The sequence below is a fragment of the bacterium genome (genome assembly GCA_028820935.1).
Taxonomy (GTDB): Bacteria; Actinomycetota; Acidimicrobiia; order Spongiisociales; family Spongiisociaceae; genus Spongiisocius.
Genome location: JAPPHZ010000038.1, coordinates 1 through 14,806, shown reverse-complemented (window position 1 = coordinate 14,806; position 14,806 = coordinate 1). Strand labels below are relative to the sequence as shown.

Here is a 14,806-nt window from a genome sequence, read left to right as displayed (position 1 = left end):
GGGTGGACAGGGTGACCGGATCACCCGTCTCTGCGAGACCGCGGCCCGCCGGGTTCGGGTTGGAACGGACCGTCGCGAGCGTCGAGGAACGCCCTGATCCCACCCCGGCGATATGCCTCGTTGAGGTGCCGGACCTCGGGCGAATCGCCGGAAGCGTGGGCAATGGTCGCCAGGAACGCCATCACGTTGTGGGCGTTCCGCAGTCCCATCGCCTCCAACCCATAGGTGGTGATCGCCTTGTTGAGGCGCACCGAGTCGCGCGGCACCGTGGCGATCCTGGCGGCCAGGGCGTGGGACCGCTCCAGCAGCCGGTCAGCCGGCACCACCTCGTTCACCACCCCCATCCGCAGCGCCTCCGCGGCGTCGAAGTGGTCGCCGGTGAGCGTGTAGCGGTGGGCGTTCTTCCAGCCGGCCAGCACGGCGAACAGGATGGACGAACTAGAAATCCCCCGGACCTCCGGCTGGCCGAACGTCGCGTCCTCGGAGGCGATCGTGATGTCCGAGCACAACGCGTACCAGAAACCTCCGCCCAGGCACCATCCGTTTACCGCGGCGATCACCGGCGTCGAGAGTTCCATCACATGCATGAAGCCCTCGACGCTTCTCTGGTTGGTATCGAGCCATCGGCGCAACGTGGCGGCAGTGGTGGCGTCGCCGCCCGAAACATCCTCGTCGAAGTCATAGCCTGCGGAGAACGCCCGTCCGGCTCCGGTCAGGACGATCGCCCTCGTGGCCGGGTCGGCCTCGGCCTCGTCGAGCGCGTGATGGAGTTCCCGCTCGAGCCCGTGCGAAAGCGCGTTCATCGCATCCGGACGGTCCAGGGTGATCGTGGCCACTGCATCGTCCCGGCTGAACCTGACGAACTCGTAATCCAACTCGGCGCCCTCCATCGTGAGACCCGCCTTACCACGATGCTTGGCATGTCTACGGGAGCAGATGAAGCGGCCCGCGGTACATGCAGGACAGGCGGCTATTCGATGTTCCTCACACTATCAGCAGCCCAGCTAGTGTCCCCGAGCCGCAAGAACGCGAAAATCGCGAACACGCGGCCTACCCGGCGGGCCCATCCCCCAGCCACCACCTCCTTCGGTCCGGGCGCGTTCCGCCATCCCCCGACGGGTCCGCTTCCGAATTGATCCGTTCCGGTTCCCTCGACGTCGAAGAGTAAGAAACCGGTAGTGCTTGTGACTGCCGGACAGTATGCGGCGGGTGTGTGACATGTTCAACCCCCTTGTACGCACGGGCGTTCAGCCGGCGGTACCGGGAACCCTCGTACCGGTAGGGGGTCCGGTGGCGCCTGGTCAGCAAGACCGGGTCCAGGATTCAGGGCACGAGGAATACGCCCGGCCGGTTGTACACTCGCCGCCATCGCACCGGGGAGCAGACCGCATGTTGGAAGATCTGGGTGTCGAGGGGTTCGTCGGGACGCCATTCCACAAGCGGACGGCAGCAGCCGTCGAGCCATCTTCCTGGTTCCCCTGGCCCCCGTACATCGTGCCCGACATCTATACCGACTTCAGGGAGGAGCTGGCGGCGATGCGAACGGCCGCCACCCTCAACGAGATGTCTCCCCTGTCGAAGACCCGCATCAGCGGCCCCGATGCTCCCCGGGTGGCGGACCGGATCCTCCCCAGGAACGCCGTCGCGCAGAAGGTGGGCCAGGTCCTCTACTCGCCGTGGTGCAACGATGAAGGGAAGATGGTGGCGGATGGCCTCGTCTTCCGCTTCGGCGAAGAGGACTACGTGTTCGTAGCCGGGCCCCAAGAACAATGGTTCACGATGAACGCCGCGGGGCTCGACGTCGAGGTCGAGGACATCAGCCCGTCGATCGGCATCCTCGCCTTACAGGGACCCGAGTCGACCAAGGTTCTGGAGCGTGCAACCGGCCAGGACTGGTCCTCCCTGGGGTTCTCCCGGATGGCGAAGACCGAAATAGGCGGAGCGAGCGTCGATGTGAGCCGGCAGGGCTTCACGGGCGAGGTCGGCTACGAGCTATGGGTGTCGCCGGAGGGCGCCTGCCCGATGTGGGACGCCCTGGTCGAGGCAGGGGAGGAATACGGCCTCCGCCCCGCCGGGGAGTACGCGATCGACATCGCTCGGGTGGAGGCCGGCCTGCTGATCATCGGGGCCGACTACATGGGGGCCGGTCCCGATCCGACCCCGCCTGTCGACGACCCTACCCAGATGCGCGAATGCTCCCCGTTCGAGCTTCGATTGGGTCGGTTCATCGACTTCGACAAACCGGACTTCGTAGGACGGCAAGCCCTTCTGGACGAGCAGGCCGCCGGGGGCGCGCCTCGACGGATGGTGGGGCTCAGTATCGACTGGCGGGCGATGCTGGAGTACCAGCTCGAGCGGGGCGAGTTCGTGCAGATGTTTCCCCGGGTGCACGACATGCCCCTCCCCGTGATCGACTCGGGCCGGCGGGTGGGATACGCCACCAGCGTCACCTGGGGACCGACAGTCGGGATGCTCATCGGTCTCGGCCACATCGACAGGGAATCGGCAAGCCTGGGAGCGCAGCACACCGTGCTGTGGTCGGCTGCCGGTCAGACGGTTGAGATCGCCGCCGAGGTCGTCCGCCTGCCCTTCCGGCCACACCGGCGCGCCTGAATCCGCGGAAGGACTGGCGTGCGCGCCGTGAACTCGAGAAGCACTGAGGAACTGACCCGGTCGGAAGCGACCAGGATCAGGAAGCTCCTCGACGGGGCATTCGAGGGCAGGTTCACGGATGCGCTCTGGGGCCAGGCAATCGGAGGAGTGCACTTCTTCATTGAGGAAGACGGCGTCCCAATCTCCCATGCCTCGGTCGTTCCTCGCCTCCTTGCGGTTCGGGACCGTGAGATCAGCACCGGGTACGTCGAAGCGGTCGGCACGCGGTATCGCGATCGGCGCAAGGGCCTGGCCCGGAGCGTTCTCACCGCGGCCCAGCGTCACATCGAGGACACGTACGAGCTCGGAGCCCTACATTCGGAGCTGCCCACCTTCTACGAGCACCTCGGGTGGGAGCGCTGGCGCGGCCCCACCTTCGTGCGGACGGGTTCTGGTCCGAGGAGGACTCGAACCGACGACGGGTGCATCCACATCTGGCGCGTCGCGGCCGGGGTCGCTGTCGACCTCGATGATCCGATCAGCTGCGAGTGGCGTCCGGGCTTCGTCTGGTAACAGAGCCCGGGAGCCACCGGGGCTAGGGTTCGAACCGATGGATGATCGACCGGCATCTCAGGCACCTCGTTTCGGGGTCGTGGTGCCGTCCAGCGGGGCCCTCGCCCAACCGGAATCCATAGTCGCCGTTGCCCGGCTGGCGGACGAGGTCGGGTTCGATTCGATCTGGGCGATCGACCACATCGTCATCCCCGCCTCGGGCGTCTACGTGTTCGGCGAAGACGTCTACGAGCAGTTGGTGGTACTCGCCCACCTGGCAGCGGTTACCGAGAGGGTCCGGCTGGGCACGACCGTCATGGTGGTGCCCTACCGCAACCCCGTCGTCGCGGCCAAGATGCTCGCCACCATCGATGCGTTGTCAGGCGGGCGGCTGATCCTCGGAGTGGGGTCGGGGTGGCTCGAGGAGGAATTCCACACGCTCGGCGCCGATTTTGCATCCCGCGGTGCGGTAACGGATGAGGCACTGGACACCTTTGTCAGCCTGTGGACGCGCCGCGACGAGGGCCGTTCGGCAAGGTTCGGGGAGATTCGCTTCGCGCCGACGCCGGTCCAGGATCCCCATCCGCCCATCCTCATCGGCGGTAACAGCCGCCGCGCCATCCGGCGGGCGGTCGAATTGGGACAGGGCTGGCACCCCACGACGGTTCTCTCCGAGGCTGAGCTCGTCGCCCTCGTCGACCATTTGCAGACGAGTTGGCAGGGGGCGGGACGTCGGGGGAAGCCTGAGATTGCGCTGGGGATCCCCGTTCTCGTCACGGAGACGCCACCCGATCCCGAGGAGACCTGGCTGGGAGCGCGGATGGTGGCGGGATCGCCGGAGCAGATCGTTGCCGAGCTTCGGGGGCTTGCCGAGTTCGTGACGCATTTCGTCATCCACGTGGTGGCTCACACCCGCGAGGAGTTGATCGCCCAGCTCGAGCTCATAGCCCGGGACGTCCTTCCAGGTGCCCGACTACGCTCGTGAGTCGGCACGGCTGAGAGGAGGAGGGGACCGATGGCTCGGGATTTCGTTCGTTCCTTCAACGAGAACATAGGGGTCAACACATCGGGCCGGCTCCAGGTCGAGGACGTGGACGCCACCGAACTCGCCGACAGGTTTGGAACCCCCCTCTACGTCATCTCGGAGAACCAGATCCACGCCAACGTCAAGAAGTGGCACGATGCGTTCGCGTCGCGGTATCCCCGGTCCGAGATCCTCTTCGCCACCAAGGCCAACAACAACCTCACCGTGAGGCGCATCTTCACCCTGGCCGGAGCGGGAGGAGACGCTTTCGGCCCCGGTGAGTTGTACCTGACGCTGCTCGCCGGTACCGATCCCGATCAAGTCGTTCTCAACGGCTTCAACAAGCAGGATCAGGAAATCCGGATGGCCGTCGAGGCCGGCGCCGCCATCCATCTCGATGCCCCCGACGAGCTCGATGACGTGATCCGGGTGGCTCACGACGTCGGGATGAGAGCGCGCATCGGGATGCGGACGAGGTTGTTGTTGCACGACCTCGACGACATGGAGGCGGACTGGCCGCCCGGGATCAAGATCGGGCCGGGGGTTCGCGAGATCAACAAGTTCGGGATCGCCCTCGACGATCTCGAGACGGTGTGCGAGCAAGCTCTCTGTGCCCCCGAAGTCGAGCTTGTCGGGTTCCATCACCACGTCGGTCGCTGGGCGCCCGACCTGCGGGTCCACGAGGCGGTCGTCAAGGACCAGATGGAGGCCGCCGGAGGGCTCAAGGACCGGTTCGGATGGGTGCCCGAGTACTTCGATTTCGGCGGCGGCTTCGCGTGGGGGAGGCCGGAAGGTCACGGGCCTATGGGATTCGACCGCGGCTCTCCGACCGCAGAGGAGTTCGCCGAGGTGATGACGACGCACTTCCGCGAGGGGCTCGACGCCCATGATCTCGGTGAGCCCCGGCTGATGGTCGAGCCCGGACGCGGGATCTCGTCCGACATAGGCATCCTCGTTTCCCGTGTCGGCATGAGGAAGTCGTTCTCCGACGTGGGCCAGACCTGGATCGGACTCGATGCGAGCGAGAACCACCTGCTCAACATCCTGTCGGGCGGCTTCTACTACCACCCGGTCGTGACGGATCGGGTCAACGAGACACCCACCGAGACGGTCAACCTGGGGGATCCGCTGTGCTGGTTCGGCAACCTGGCCCTCAACGTCCAGCTTCCCCACGTGGAGCGTGGCGATGTAGTGGCGTTCCTGGACACCGGCGCCTACTGCGAGAGCAAGAGCCTGCAGTTCAACTCGATGCCCCGCCCGGCAACCGTGCTGGTCTCGGGCTCCAAGACCGAGCTCATCACCGAGCGAGAGGTGCTCCAGGACGTCACGAGGCGGTTCCGCCTGCCTGCCCGGCTGATGCCCGTGCCGGCCTCGCCCGCCTAGGAGCGTGCTGAAAAAGACGGGGACAGGTTGGCCCGCGCCGTCTTGACCTGGGGTTTCGTTTCCGGCTATCGGGCCAACGGGACATTTTTCAGTACCCTCCTAGCTGACCACGACCCGAAAACCGCCCTCACGCCAGAAAGAGAGAATCCATGCCCACCAATGGCCCCCGCTCCGAGTTGGTGCTCCACTGGCCCGGTAGTCCGCCGTCCTTCAACCCCTTCTCCAACCTGTCGATGCCGAGCTGGTTCCCCATCTGGTTCATCTTCGACCAGCTTGTCAACCTCGACGGAGAAGCTCACGTCGGTCCCCAGCTCGCCGAGAGCTGGGAAGTGTCGGCCGACGGGCGCCGGTACACCTTTCACCTTCGCCGGGATGTGACCTGGCACGACGGCGCACCCTTCAGCGCGGAGGACGTCGCTTTCACGTACACGATGCTCGTCGATCCCAGATCGACGAGCAGGTACCAGTCCTTGGCGCTCCCGATCAAGGGCGCCGAGGCGTACGCCGCGGGAGACGCCGCGACGGTCGAGGGCATCAGCGTGGTCGACGACTATACGGTCGTCATGGAACTCGCCGAACCGCACTTCGGTTTCCTCGCGACGATGGCATTCCCGATCGTCCCGAAGCACATCCTCGAGGACGTAGCAACGGACGAACGGGTCGAGGACACGGAGTGGTCGCTCCGGTCACCCGTCGGAACCGGGCCCTTCCGGATCTCCTCGTTCGAGCCCGGGGGGGATGCCGTATTCGTCGCCAACGATGCTTACTGGGGCGGGAGTCCGAATCTCGACGGCCTCGTGCTCCGGAGGCTCGACGACGAGGAGGCACTCGTGGCGTTCGCCGCCGGGGACATCGACGTCATGTTCATCGACGCGCTCGATGCCGACCGTGTGAGAGAGCGTCCAGGCGCCAGGGTCGAGGCGTTCCGGACATGCGAATGGCGGACGATCATCTTCAACCACAGCCATCCGGCGCTGGGCGACCGGAGGGTGCGCGAGGCGGTGGTCCGCGCCATCGACCGCGAGGCCATCGTCCGCGACGTGTACAAGGGAATGGGCGAGGTGATCGGCTCGCCGCTCATCATGCCCGAGTGGGCGGTGAACCACCGCCTTGACTCGCAATACCCGTACGACCCGGAGGGCGCCAGGGCACTGCTCGCCGAAGCCGGGTTCGCCGATGGTTTCAGAGTCGATCTGGTCACGGGCCCGGGCGCCATCCCGGCTCGTCACAATGCCCCATTCCTCGGGGAGGTCCAGCGGTACCTCGCCGACATCGGCATAGACCTCGTGCTCAACATCAAGCCGATAGTGGAGTACGTCGGCGACTACGAGAACTCCCGGTTCGACGTGTATACCTGCTGCGGCGCCTCCGGTCCCGATCCGGACTTCACCGCGATCTACTTCCACTCGTCGTCGATGCCGCCGAAGGGATCCAACGGCGCGCGCTATGTCAGCGCGGAAGCCGACGAGCTGCTGCTACGCGGCCGGGCGGCCGCCGATCCTGAGGAGCGAGCCGCCGTATATCACCGCTATGCCGAGGTGCTGACCCACGATCTGCCGTGGGCGGCGCTGTGGCACGAGAACCGGGTCCTGGCCCTGGACGAGGGCGTCGGCGGAGACTTCACCGAACTGGGCATGTCGTGGCTGCCCGGGACTATCCCGGGATCGTGGCGATGGACCAAGGACGGGGCCGGCTAGCGAGCCCCTTCGTTCCGATCGGCCAGGATCGCCGCCGCGCAGTTGTAGCCGGGCGCCCCGGTCACCTCGCCGCCGGGATGCGTACCGGCGCCGCACAGGTACAGCCCGGCGATCGGACTCCGCCATCCACCCGAGTCCGGGAACGGTCGTCCGGTGAAGAACTGGCCGGGGAGATGATCACCGTGATGGATGTCCCCGTCCGGCATGCCCAGCCTCTGCTCCAGGTCGGCCGGCGTGAAGAGGACGTAGTCCACGAGCGCCCTGCGGAAGTTGGGCACGTACTCGGTGATCCGGTCGATCAGGTCTTCCGCGACGGAGGTGCGGAGATCGCTCCACGTTCCGTTCTCGGGAACCGGTGGTGCGTACAGGACGAGGGCCGATACCGCGTGGCCCCCCGGCGGCGCGCTGGCCGGGTCGAGCACGGTGTGCGTTCCCAATTGGATGACGGGGTCCCTCGCCGGCCGGCCGGCGGCGCAGTCCTCCCATGCCGAGATGTAGTGGTCGATCGACCGGGTGATCCTCATGTAGGACCCCGCCGCCGGATCATGGTCGGGACCCAGGTAGCGTGAGAGGTCCATCGGCTCCCGAAGGGCCGCATGCAGCTTGAGGTAGCCGATCGTGCTCGAGATCCCCTCCACCCTGCTGAGAAACGACGGGTGCAACACACCGGGGTCGACGAGCCGCGTGTAGGTCGCCCGCGGACTCAGGTTGGACACCACGATGCCGGCATCGAGACGGCTCCCGTCCCCCAACTCGACCCCGGCCGCTCCCTGATCGCCCACCAGGACACGTCTCACCGGGGTATCGGTCGTGATCTCCGCGCCTGCCCCGGCTGCCGCCTCGGCCATCGCCGAAGCGAGGGCGCCCATGCCGCCGACCGGAAGCCCCGCCCAATCCGGCTCCAGTGGAACCGAGGCCCAAGCGATCTCGAGGGGTGACCCCGGCTGCCGCGGATCGGCAGGCGCCGCGATGTAGGCCCCCTGCACGGCCTCGTCGGCAAAGTGACCCCGCACCAGCGATGCCATGTCCGCCGTCCGGAGGGTGTCGTACAGGTCGGGATGGCCCAGAAGGACGGATCGAGCACGCAACTCCGATTCGGATGGAGGTTCACGCAACACGAACGGCTCGTAGAGCGCACCCGCCAACTCCCACAATGCCGACCAGTCCGCCAGGCGAGCCGACGACCCGGGCGAGAAGGACTCGAGTTCGGCGGCGGTGCGGCGCTGGTCGCTCCACTGCTTGAGGGCGCGGCCGTCGGGATAGAGCCGCAGCACGGCCGGCTCCGGCTTGCGGACGGTGACACGTCCGGCGAGGCACATGTCCCGGATCACCGGTCGTTGCAGGCCCCACAGCCGGAACGCGCACGTGGAGAAGCGAAACCCGTCAATGAGTTCTTCCGTGGCCACGGCGCCGCCCACCAGGCTGCGCGCTTCGAGAACCCGCACCCGGAGTCCGGCACGGGCCAGGTAGAACGCCGCCACCAACCCGTTGTGCCCGGCACCCACGATGACGACATCGGTGCCGGTCCTCGTCGAGCCCCTCACGGGCGTCAGCCGACGATCGGCCAGGTGGTGAAGCTCCCCGGACCCACTTCGTTCTCGAAGCGGGAAGCGACTGCATCGATCCGGCGATACGCCTCCGCCGCGTCGAAGCGGGTGAAGCGACCCCCGTCGTAGACGGCTTCCCCGTCGATGATGACCGTGTCCACCGTGCGGGATTGCCGGTAAAACACCAGGCTGTCGACGGGATCCTGGAATCTGGGGTGCGCCTCGGGCCGATCCAGGGAGTGGATCACGATGTCGGCGCGCTTGCCGACTTCCAGCGACCCGATCTCGTCCGCCATGCCCACAGCCGCCGCACCGTGCAGTGTTGCCATCTCGAGGATCGTTTCCCCCGTGAACACCGGGATCTCGTTCCGGACCTCGCGGAATCCGACCGCGGCGAGATACATCTGCCGCCCTACGTCGCGCCGTGCGCTCACTCCATCGGACCCGAGTGCGACCGTCAGACCGGCGCGCACCATCTCCGGGAAACGGCCCATCCGCAGGGCTCCCATACCCCGGCGCACCGAGGCCGTGGGGCAGTGGACCACGTGGGTACCCGACTCGATCGTGAGTTCCAGCTCGCGCTCGTCGAGGTGGATCATGTGGACGAGAGTGAGCCGCGGTCCGAGGATTCCGAGGTCGGCGAGGTGTTCGAGGGGCCGCTTTCCGTGCTCGTCGAGCGAGGCGCTGACCTCCTCGGGTCCCCAGGACTGATGCATGATCATGGGCACCCGGTGCTCGTTCGCCAGCTCCCTGGCGCGGACCAGCAGATCGTCCGTGTTCCGTCCGCTGCCGAACATGTTGACGACGCCCCTCACCCGGCGCTCGCTGTGGAAAGGGTGATCCTCGATCTGGCGCTGCAGTCGTTCGAACGCCACATCTGTGGTCACGCCGAGGATGTCGATCTCCGACTGCGGCATCGAGCCGAACCGCGGGTCCTGGAGCTCGTCGGCATCGATCTCGAGGTTGCCGTCGATGAGAAAGTGGCCGGGGAAGCCCCGGATACCGACCATCTCGAGGGCGCGCACCTCGTCTTCCAGCCAGAATGCGCTCCCGGTATCGGCGAACATGGTCGTGCCGTTGGCGACCATCTCCATGGACGAGATGAGAGTGCCGAAATGGTCCATCTCCGGTGACTGCGCGTCCCACAGGGCCAGCTCCAGATCGCTCCAGTCGGCGGTGTCCTTGGGTGCGAACCCGCGGATCAATTCCTGGCTGTTGACGTGGACGTGGGCATCGACGAATCCGGGGTGAACGAGGGCACCCTTGAGGTCCCGTTCCGCCGCACCATCGGGCACCGTAACCTCATCATCCGGTCCGATGTCGACGATCCGGCCGTCGCCGATCGCGATCGAACCATCCAGCAGGATGCGGCGATGGGGATCCATGGTGATGATGTGACCGTGCCTCAGCACGGTGTCCACACCCGTGGCCGGATGCTCCTCGCGGGCAGCGGTCATGTCACGATGGGCCAGCTCGCAAAGCGAGAGGGCCCGACCATGGCCTCGAACTCGGCCGCGAACGCATCGATTGACTCATAGGCGGCGGCCGGATCGAAGCGGGTGAAGCTGCCGTCTTCGAGGACGGCCTCGCCGTCGATGTACACCGTGTCGACGGTTGCCGACTGCCGGTAGAAGACCAGGTTGTCGACGGGGTCCTGGAACCGTGGGTGAGCTTCGGGCCGGTCCACCGTGTGAATGACGATGTCGGCACGCTTGCCGGGCTCGATCGATCCGACCTCGTCGCTCATCCCGAGCGCCGCCGCGCCGTGGATCGTCGCCATCTCGAGGACCGTCTCGCCGGTCAGGACCGGAATGTCGTCTCGGGTCTCGCGAAACCCGACTGCGGCCAGGTAGGCCTGGCGCAGCACATCGCGCTTCCCGCTGTATCCGTCCGAGCCGAGACCTACCGGCACACCGGCGGCAACCATTTCCGGATGTTTTCCCACTCGCAGGGCGCCCATGCCTCTGCGCACGGACGCCGCCGGACAATGCACCACGGCGCTCCCCGAGTCGATGATGAGCTCCACCTCTTTCTCGTCCAGGTGAATCATGTGTACCAGGGTGAGGCCGGGCCCGAGCATGCCGAGGTCTGCGAGGTGCTCGATCGGTCGCTTTCCATGGACGCGCAGTGACCCCGTGACCTCTTCGGGGCCCCACGACTGGTGCATGATGATCGGGACCTGGTACTCCTCGGCCAGTTCCATGCATTCGCCGTAGAGCCGATCGGTGATCCTCCCGGAGCCGAACAAGGTGATGGCGCAACGCACCCGGCCCCCGCCGGCGAAGGGGTAGGCCTCGAGTTGCTCACGCAGCAGCACCAGCGCCTCGTCCGTCGGGGTCGAGAGCGCCTCGATCTCCGACGGAGGCATCGAGCCGAAGCGGGGATCGGCTAGCTCCTCCTCGTCCACTGCCAGGTATCCGTCGAGGATCGAATAGCCCGGAAGCCCGCGGAGGCCGACCGTCTCCAGGGCCCGGACGGTCTCATCGAGCCACTTCGAGCCCCCCGTGTCCGAATAGAGGGTCGTCCCGTTGATCACCATCTCCATGGCGTCCAGCAAGGTGCCCAGGTATTCGGACTCGGGTGACCGCACGGGCCAGAGAGCGTGCTCCACGACCTCCCAGTTCGCAGTGTCCTTCGGAGTGAACCCGCGGATCGCCTCCATTGCGCCGGCATGAGCATGTGCGTCGATGAGGCCGGGATGGACCAGCCCGCCGCGCAGATCCTTCACGATCGGAGCCGTGTAGGCAGCGGCCACATCCCGGTCCGGCCCTACTGCGACGATCCGGTCTCCGCGAATGGCGATGGAGCCGTCGGTGAGGATACGTCGCTGCGGGTCGATCGTCAGGATGTGCCCGTGACGCAGCAGGAGATCGACCTGCTCCGGCTCCACGGCCTCTCCCTCCGCCCGCCTGCCGCCTACGACCCGACGAGCCAGCGGCGGGGGTTGTCCCGGATGATCTTGTTGATCGTCTCTTCCGTGATACCAAGCTCGCGCAGCACCGGGATGACCGTCTCGGAGATGTATACGAAACCAGGACCGCCGTGGATCTTGAACTGGGGGAACTTGCAGGTGTCGTGGGAGAGCAGGATGTAGTCCTCATGCCCCCTGTCGACCAACTCCTTCACGGTGTTCATGATGTGCTCCTCGAAGGTCTTCAGAGCACCGTACTGTCCGCAGTTGTCGAACATGACGAGGGCCCCTCGCGCGATGAGGCCTTCGAGGAATTCCATGTGGGGATAGGAGTCGCAATGGCCGACCGCCACCCGCGACATGTCGACGTCCTCCTCCTCGAAGATCGTCAGGATGTCGGGTGCAACCGGGCCGATGGCGTGGATCGCGCCCAGGGCGAGTCCGGTCTCCTTGTGGGCCCGCGCCGCCGCTCGCAGCACCCGCTCCTCCACCGGAGCCACCCAGGTCTTCTCAACACCGATCTCGCCGATCACTCCGGGCTTGATGCCGGTCCCATCAACTCCGTCGGTGATCTCTCCGATGAGCTGGTCGGCGAGCGAGCCGACGGTACGTCTCTCGATGACATCCTCGGGCCGGTAGTAATTGCCCCGATACCATCCGCAGCCCATCACGATCTGGACGCCCGTGTTCTCCGAAAGCGTACGCAGGCGCTCCGGCGACCTGCCGATGTCCGGTACAGTCAGGTCGACGAGGGTGGTTCCGCCCAGTTCTCCGAACGCCGCCACCTCGGCCGTGACCACCCGGTCGTCGTCGAACTGGTCGGGGAAGTCGTAGCGGTACGACGCCTGGCGCAGCTGGCAATAGGGATGCTCATGGGGAAGCACGTAGCCGAGTTGGTCTGCTGGTATGGGCCCCAGAACGGTCATCACGCTTCCCGGGTCCGACATGACCCCTCCCCTACTGTGTTGCTAGCTGACACCGCGACAGTAAACGGCCCCGGGTCAGCGCGTCAACCGGACCCGCACGCCTGCGTTTCGGGCTCGCTCGGTCGCGTTCTGGGGCAGGAGAACGATATGGAAGGCCCGCCATGACGGACTGGCTCGTAGTGGGCGTTGATGGTCCCGAAACGCCTTCTCGGGACTGGTCGATCGAGCGCGACCTGCTCGAGGCGGCGGGCGCCACCCTCCTGACAGCCGTTTGCGTGAGCGAGGAAGAGGCGGCCGCAGCCTTGCGCGACGCCGACGCCGGACTCGTCCACACGAGCCCGATCACCGAGGTGACCCTGGACGCTGCCTCGAAGTGCCGCGCTCTGATCCTCGGCGGCGTCGGCCACGAGCACGTCGATCTGGAGCTCGCCACCGAGCGCGGCATTGCGGTCGCCAACGTGCCGGACTACTGCGTCGAGGAGGTGTCTGATCACGCCCTCGCGCTGCTTCTGGCCCTGGCCAGAGGCCTTCTCCCTCTGGATGCGAGCAGCCGCCGCGGCGAGTGGGACCATCTGGGCGGAGGCAGGCTCACGCGCATTCGGGGATGCCGGCTCGGTCTCTACGGATTCGGCCGTATCGCTCGCCGGCTCGCGGACAAGGCACGAGGCATCGGGCTCGCGGTCATGGCTTTCGACCCGTACGTGAACCCCTCCGAAATGGAAGACTCCTCGGTGACACCGGCGGAGAGCCTGGCCCAGCTTCTCGGCTCTTCGGGCTTCGTGTCGCTGCACACCCATCAGACCCCGGAGACGGAGAACGTGATCAACGCTGACTCGATCCGGCTGATGAAACCCGGAGCCCGGCTCATCAACGTGTCTCGCGGCGCCCTGATCGAGGAGCGAGCGCTCTACGAGGCCCTCCACTCCGGGCACCTGGCCGGGGCGGCCCTCGACGTCATGGCCACAGAACCGTTCGACATACGCAGCCCGCTTCTGGGGCTGGATAACCTGGTCGTCACGCCGCACGCCGCGTGGTACTCGGAGCAGTCGGGCCGCGAGCTGAGCAGAAAGATGGCCGGCGCAGCGATCCAGGCACTACGAGGGAAGCTCCCCGACCACACGATCAACGCACAGGCAGAGCCACGCTTCTCGTGGCTCGATTCGTAGGAACCGGGAGCGGAGCAGCTACTTCTTCCGGCAGTGGCTCCTACTTCTGATACGTCGGACAACGCCAGGGACAGTTTGATCCTGTCCGAACATTCCGCAACGTCCGGTGGCGGCTACCTACGCGACAGCCAGTCAGACCTGGCAATACCCGCCTGCCTGAGGATCTCGGCAACCAGAGCGGGGCGTATATCCGTACCGTGATCGTTCGGAATCGTCAGCTTGCGCCCGTTCTTTGACATGTACGAGTGGCCCGCCCGCGACCTTGGACCTTCCCACCCGAATGAGCGCAACCTCTTGACGAGATTGCGCCTCGAAACTGGCCCGAGTCTACGACCCATCTAGTAGAGCGAGATACCACCCATCACGGGTATGTCGCCATCACCGTCCTCCAGCTTCAGCAATGCCCAGCCGATCAGGACCGATGCGAGTTCTGATCGAGCAGACTCAGCCGTCTCACCGAACGCCCAGGGGCCGAGCACATTATGCAATCTTGCGATATACCCGACTGGATCGTTGATGCGCTCAAGGTCGCAGGCTTGCTCCACCGCTGCTCTGGCCCATGGCAGCACGTCGGCTTCGGACCTCCCACGTACCAGGACCTGCTCCTTGACCTCGGACATTCGGTGGCTCCTCCTAGGGCGTGATCGGCCGACTTCGTGGAACCTTACGGTGGAGCTGAGGGGATTTGAACCCCTGACCCCTGGTAGCTGTATTAGCCCAGGTCAGCCCACATTTCCGCCTTGGCCAGTGTCACTCTGGGTGTCACCATGACCGGAGCTAGCTTAGCTGATCCCCTCGGCAGGCCCGGCCCTCGGAGGTGCGACCCAAACGAACCAGGTCGGAAAGGAAGGGTGGGGCGCTAGGCTCGGCTATCTCGCACTCTACCCAGCCGGAGGGGAGACAGTGGGCGCGTCAGCCCATCTAGAAGAGTTTGACCGTCGCAAGGTCCTCGATGATGGCGATCAGTGAGATTCCCCGGAGTTGATCGTCGAAGTTCCCCACCCCGGG

Annotated in this window: 13 protein-coding genes; 6 read left to right on the top strand and 7 right to left on the bottom strand. The window is 66.1% G+C overall.

Annotated features, from left to right (window positions below; translation table 11 throughout):
- Window positions 1-20 precede the first annotated feature (20 nt).
- The gene (locus tag OXM57_11165) at window positions 21-890 is read right to left on the bottom strand and encodes an enoyl-CoA hydratase/isomerase family protein (protein ID MDE0353236.1); all 870 of its coding nucleotides are present in this window, start codon (window positions 888-890) and stop codon (window positions 21-23) included.
- Between the two features lie 499 nt (window positions 891-1,389).
- Between OXM57_11165 and OXM57_11160 the strand changes: the two genes are divergently transcribed.
- The 5 genes from OXM57_11160 to OXM57_11140 all read left to right on the top strand — a co-directional run bounded on the left by OXM57_11160 (window position 1,390) and on the right by OXM57_11140 (window position 7,248).
- The gene (locus tag OXM57_11160) at window positions 1,390-2,613 is read left to right on the top strand and encodes an aminomethyltransferase family protein (GenBank protein ID MDE0353235.1); all 1,224 of its coding nucleotides are present in this window, start codon (window positions 1,390-1,392) and stop codon (window positions 2,611-2,613) included.
- Between the two features lie 27 nt (window positions 2,614-2,640).
- Window positions 2,641-3,165: a GNAT family N-acetyltransferase gene (locus OXM57_11155; GenBank protein MDE0353234.1), complete on the top strand. Its 525-nt coding sequence runs from the start codon at window positions 2,641-2,643 to the stop codon at window positions 3,163-3,165.
- 37 nt (window positions 3,166-3,202) lie between these two features.
- Window positions 3,203-4,129: a TIGR03619 family F420-dependent LLM class oxidoreductase gene (locus tag OXM57_11150; GenBank protein MDE0353233.1), complete on the top strand. Its 927-nt coding sequence runs from the start codon at window positions 3,203-3,205 to the stop codon at window positions 4,127-4,129.
- Between the two features lie 30 nt (window positions 4,130-4,159).
- Window positions 4,160-5,551: a hypothetical protein gene (locus OXM57_11145; protein ID MDE0353232.1), complete on the top strand. Its 1,392-nt coding sequence runs from the start codon at window positions 4,160-4,162 to the stop codon at window positions 5,549-5,551.
- A 149-nt stretch (window positions 5,552-5,700) separates the two neighbouring features.
- Window positions 5,701-7,248 carry an ABC transporter substrate-binding protein gene (locus OXM57_11140; GenBank protein ID MDE0353231.1) on the top strand — a complete coding sequence of 516 codons (1,548 nt, stop codon included), beginning with the start codon at window positions 5,701-5,703 and terminating at the stop codon, window positions 7,246-7,248.
- Here the strand turns inward: OXM57_11140 and OXM57_11135 are convergent.
- Genes OXM57_11135 through OXM57_11120 form a run of 4 tightly spaced genes read right to left on the bottom strand, consistent with a single transcriptional unit; the run spans window position 7,245 to window position 12,653 of the window.
- Complete coding sequence (locus OXM57_11135; GenBank protein MDE0353230.1) at window positions 7,245-8,792, bottom strand: NAD(P)/FAD-dependent oxidoreductase; 1,548 nt, start codon at window positions 8,790-8,792, stop codon at window positions 7,245-7,247. The genes OXM57_11140 and OXM57_11135 overlap by 4 nt on opposite strands.
- Before the next feature lie 5 nt (window positions 8,793-8,797).
- Window positions 8,798-10,252 carry an amidohydrolase family protein gene (locus OXM57_11130; protein ID MDE0353229.1) on the bottom strand — a complete coding sequence of 485 codons (1,455 nt, stop codon included), beginning with the start codon at window positions 10,250-10,252 and terminating at the stop codon, window positions 8,798-8,800.
- The gene (locus tag OXM57_11125) at window positions 10,249-11,685 is read right to left on the bottom strand and encodes an amidohydrolase family protein (protein MDE0353228.1); all 1,437 of its coding nucleotides are present in this window, start codon (window positions 11,683-11,685) and stop codon (window positions 10,249-10,251) included. Before OXM57_11125 ends, OXM57_11130 begins: the two co-directional genes overlap by 4 nt.
- Window positions 11,686-11,711: 26 nt before the next feature.
- Window positions 11,712-12,653 carry a hypothetical protein gene (locus OXM57_11120; GenBank protein ID MDE0353227.1) on the bottom strand — a complete coding sequence of 314 codons (942 nt, stop codon included), beginning with the start codon at window positions 12,651-12,653 and terminating at the stop codon, window positions 11,712-11,714.
- A 140-nt stretch (window positions 12,654-12,793) separates the two neighbouring features.
- On the opposite strand from OXM57_11120, the gene OXM57_11115 reads away from it, so the two are divergent.
- Window positions 12,794-13,798, top strand: a complete 1,005-nt coding sequence (locus OXM57_11115) for a C-terminal binding protein (protein MDE0353226.1) — start codon at window positions 12,794-12,796, stop codon at window positions 13,796-13,798.
- A gap of 113 nt (window positions 13,799-13,911) precedes the next feature.
- On the opposite strand, the gene OXM57_11110 is transcribed toward OXM57_11115, so the two are convergent.
- Window positions 13,912-14,136, bottom strand: coding sequence for a type II toxin-antitoxin system HicA family toxin (locus OXM57_11110; GenBank protein MDE0353225.1), 225 nt, complete (start codon window positions 14,134-14,136; stop codon window positions 13,912-13,914).
- Window positions 14,137-14,418: a hypothetical protein gene (locus OXM57_11105; protein MDE0353224.1), complete on the bottom strand. Its 282-nt coding sequence runs from the start codon at window positions 14,416-14,418 to the stop codon at window positions 14,137-14,139.
- Window positions 14,419-14,806: the final 388 nt, after the last annotated feature.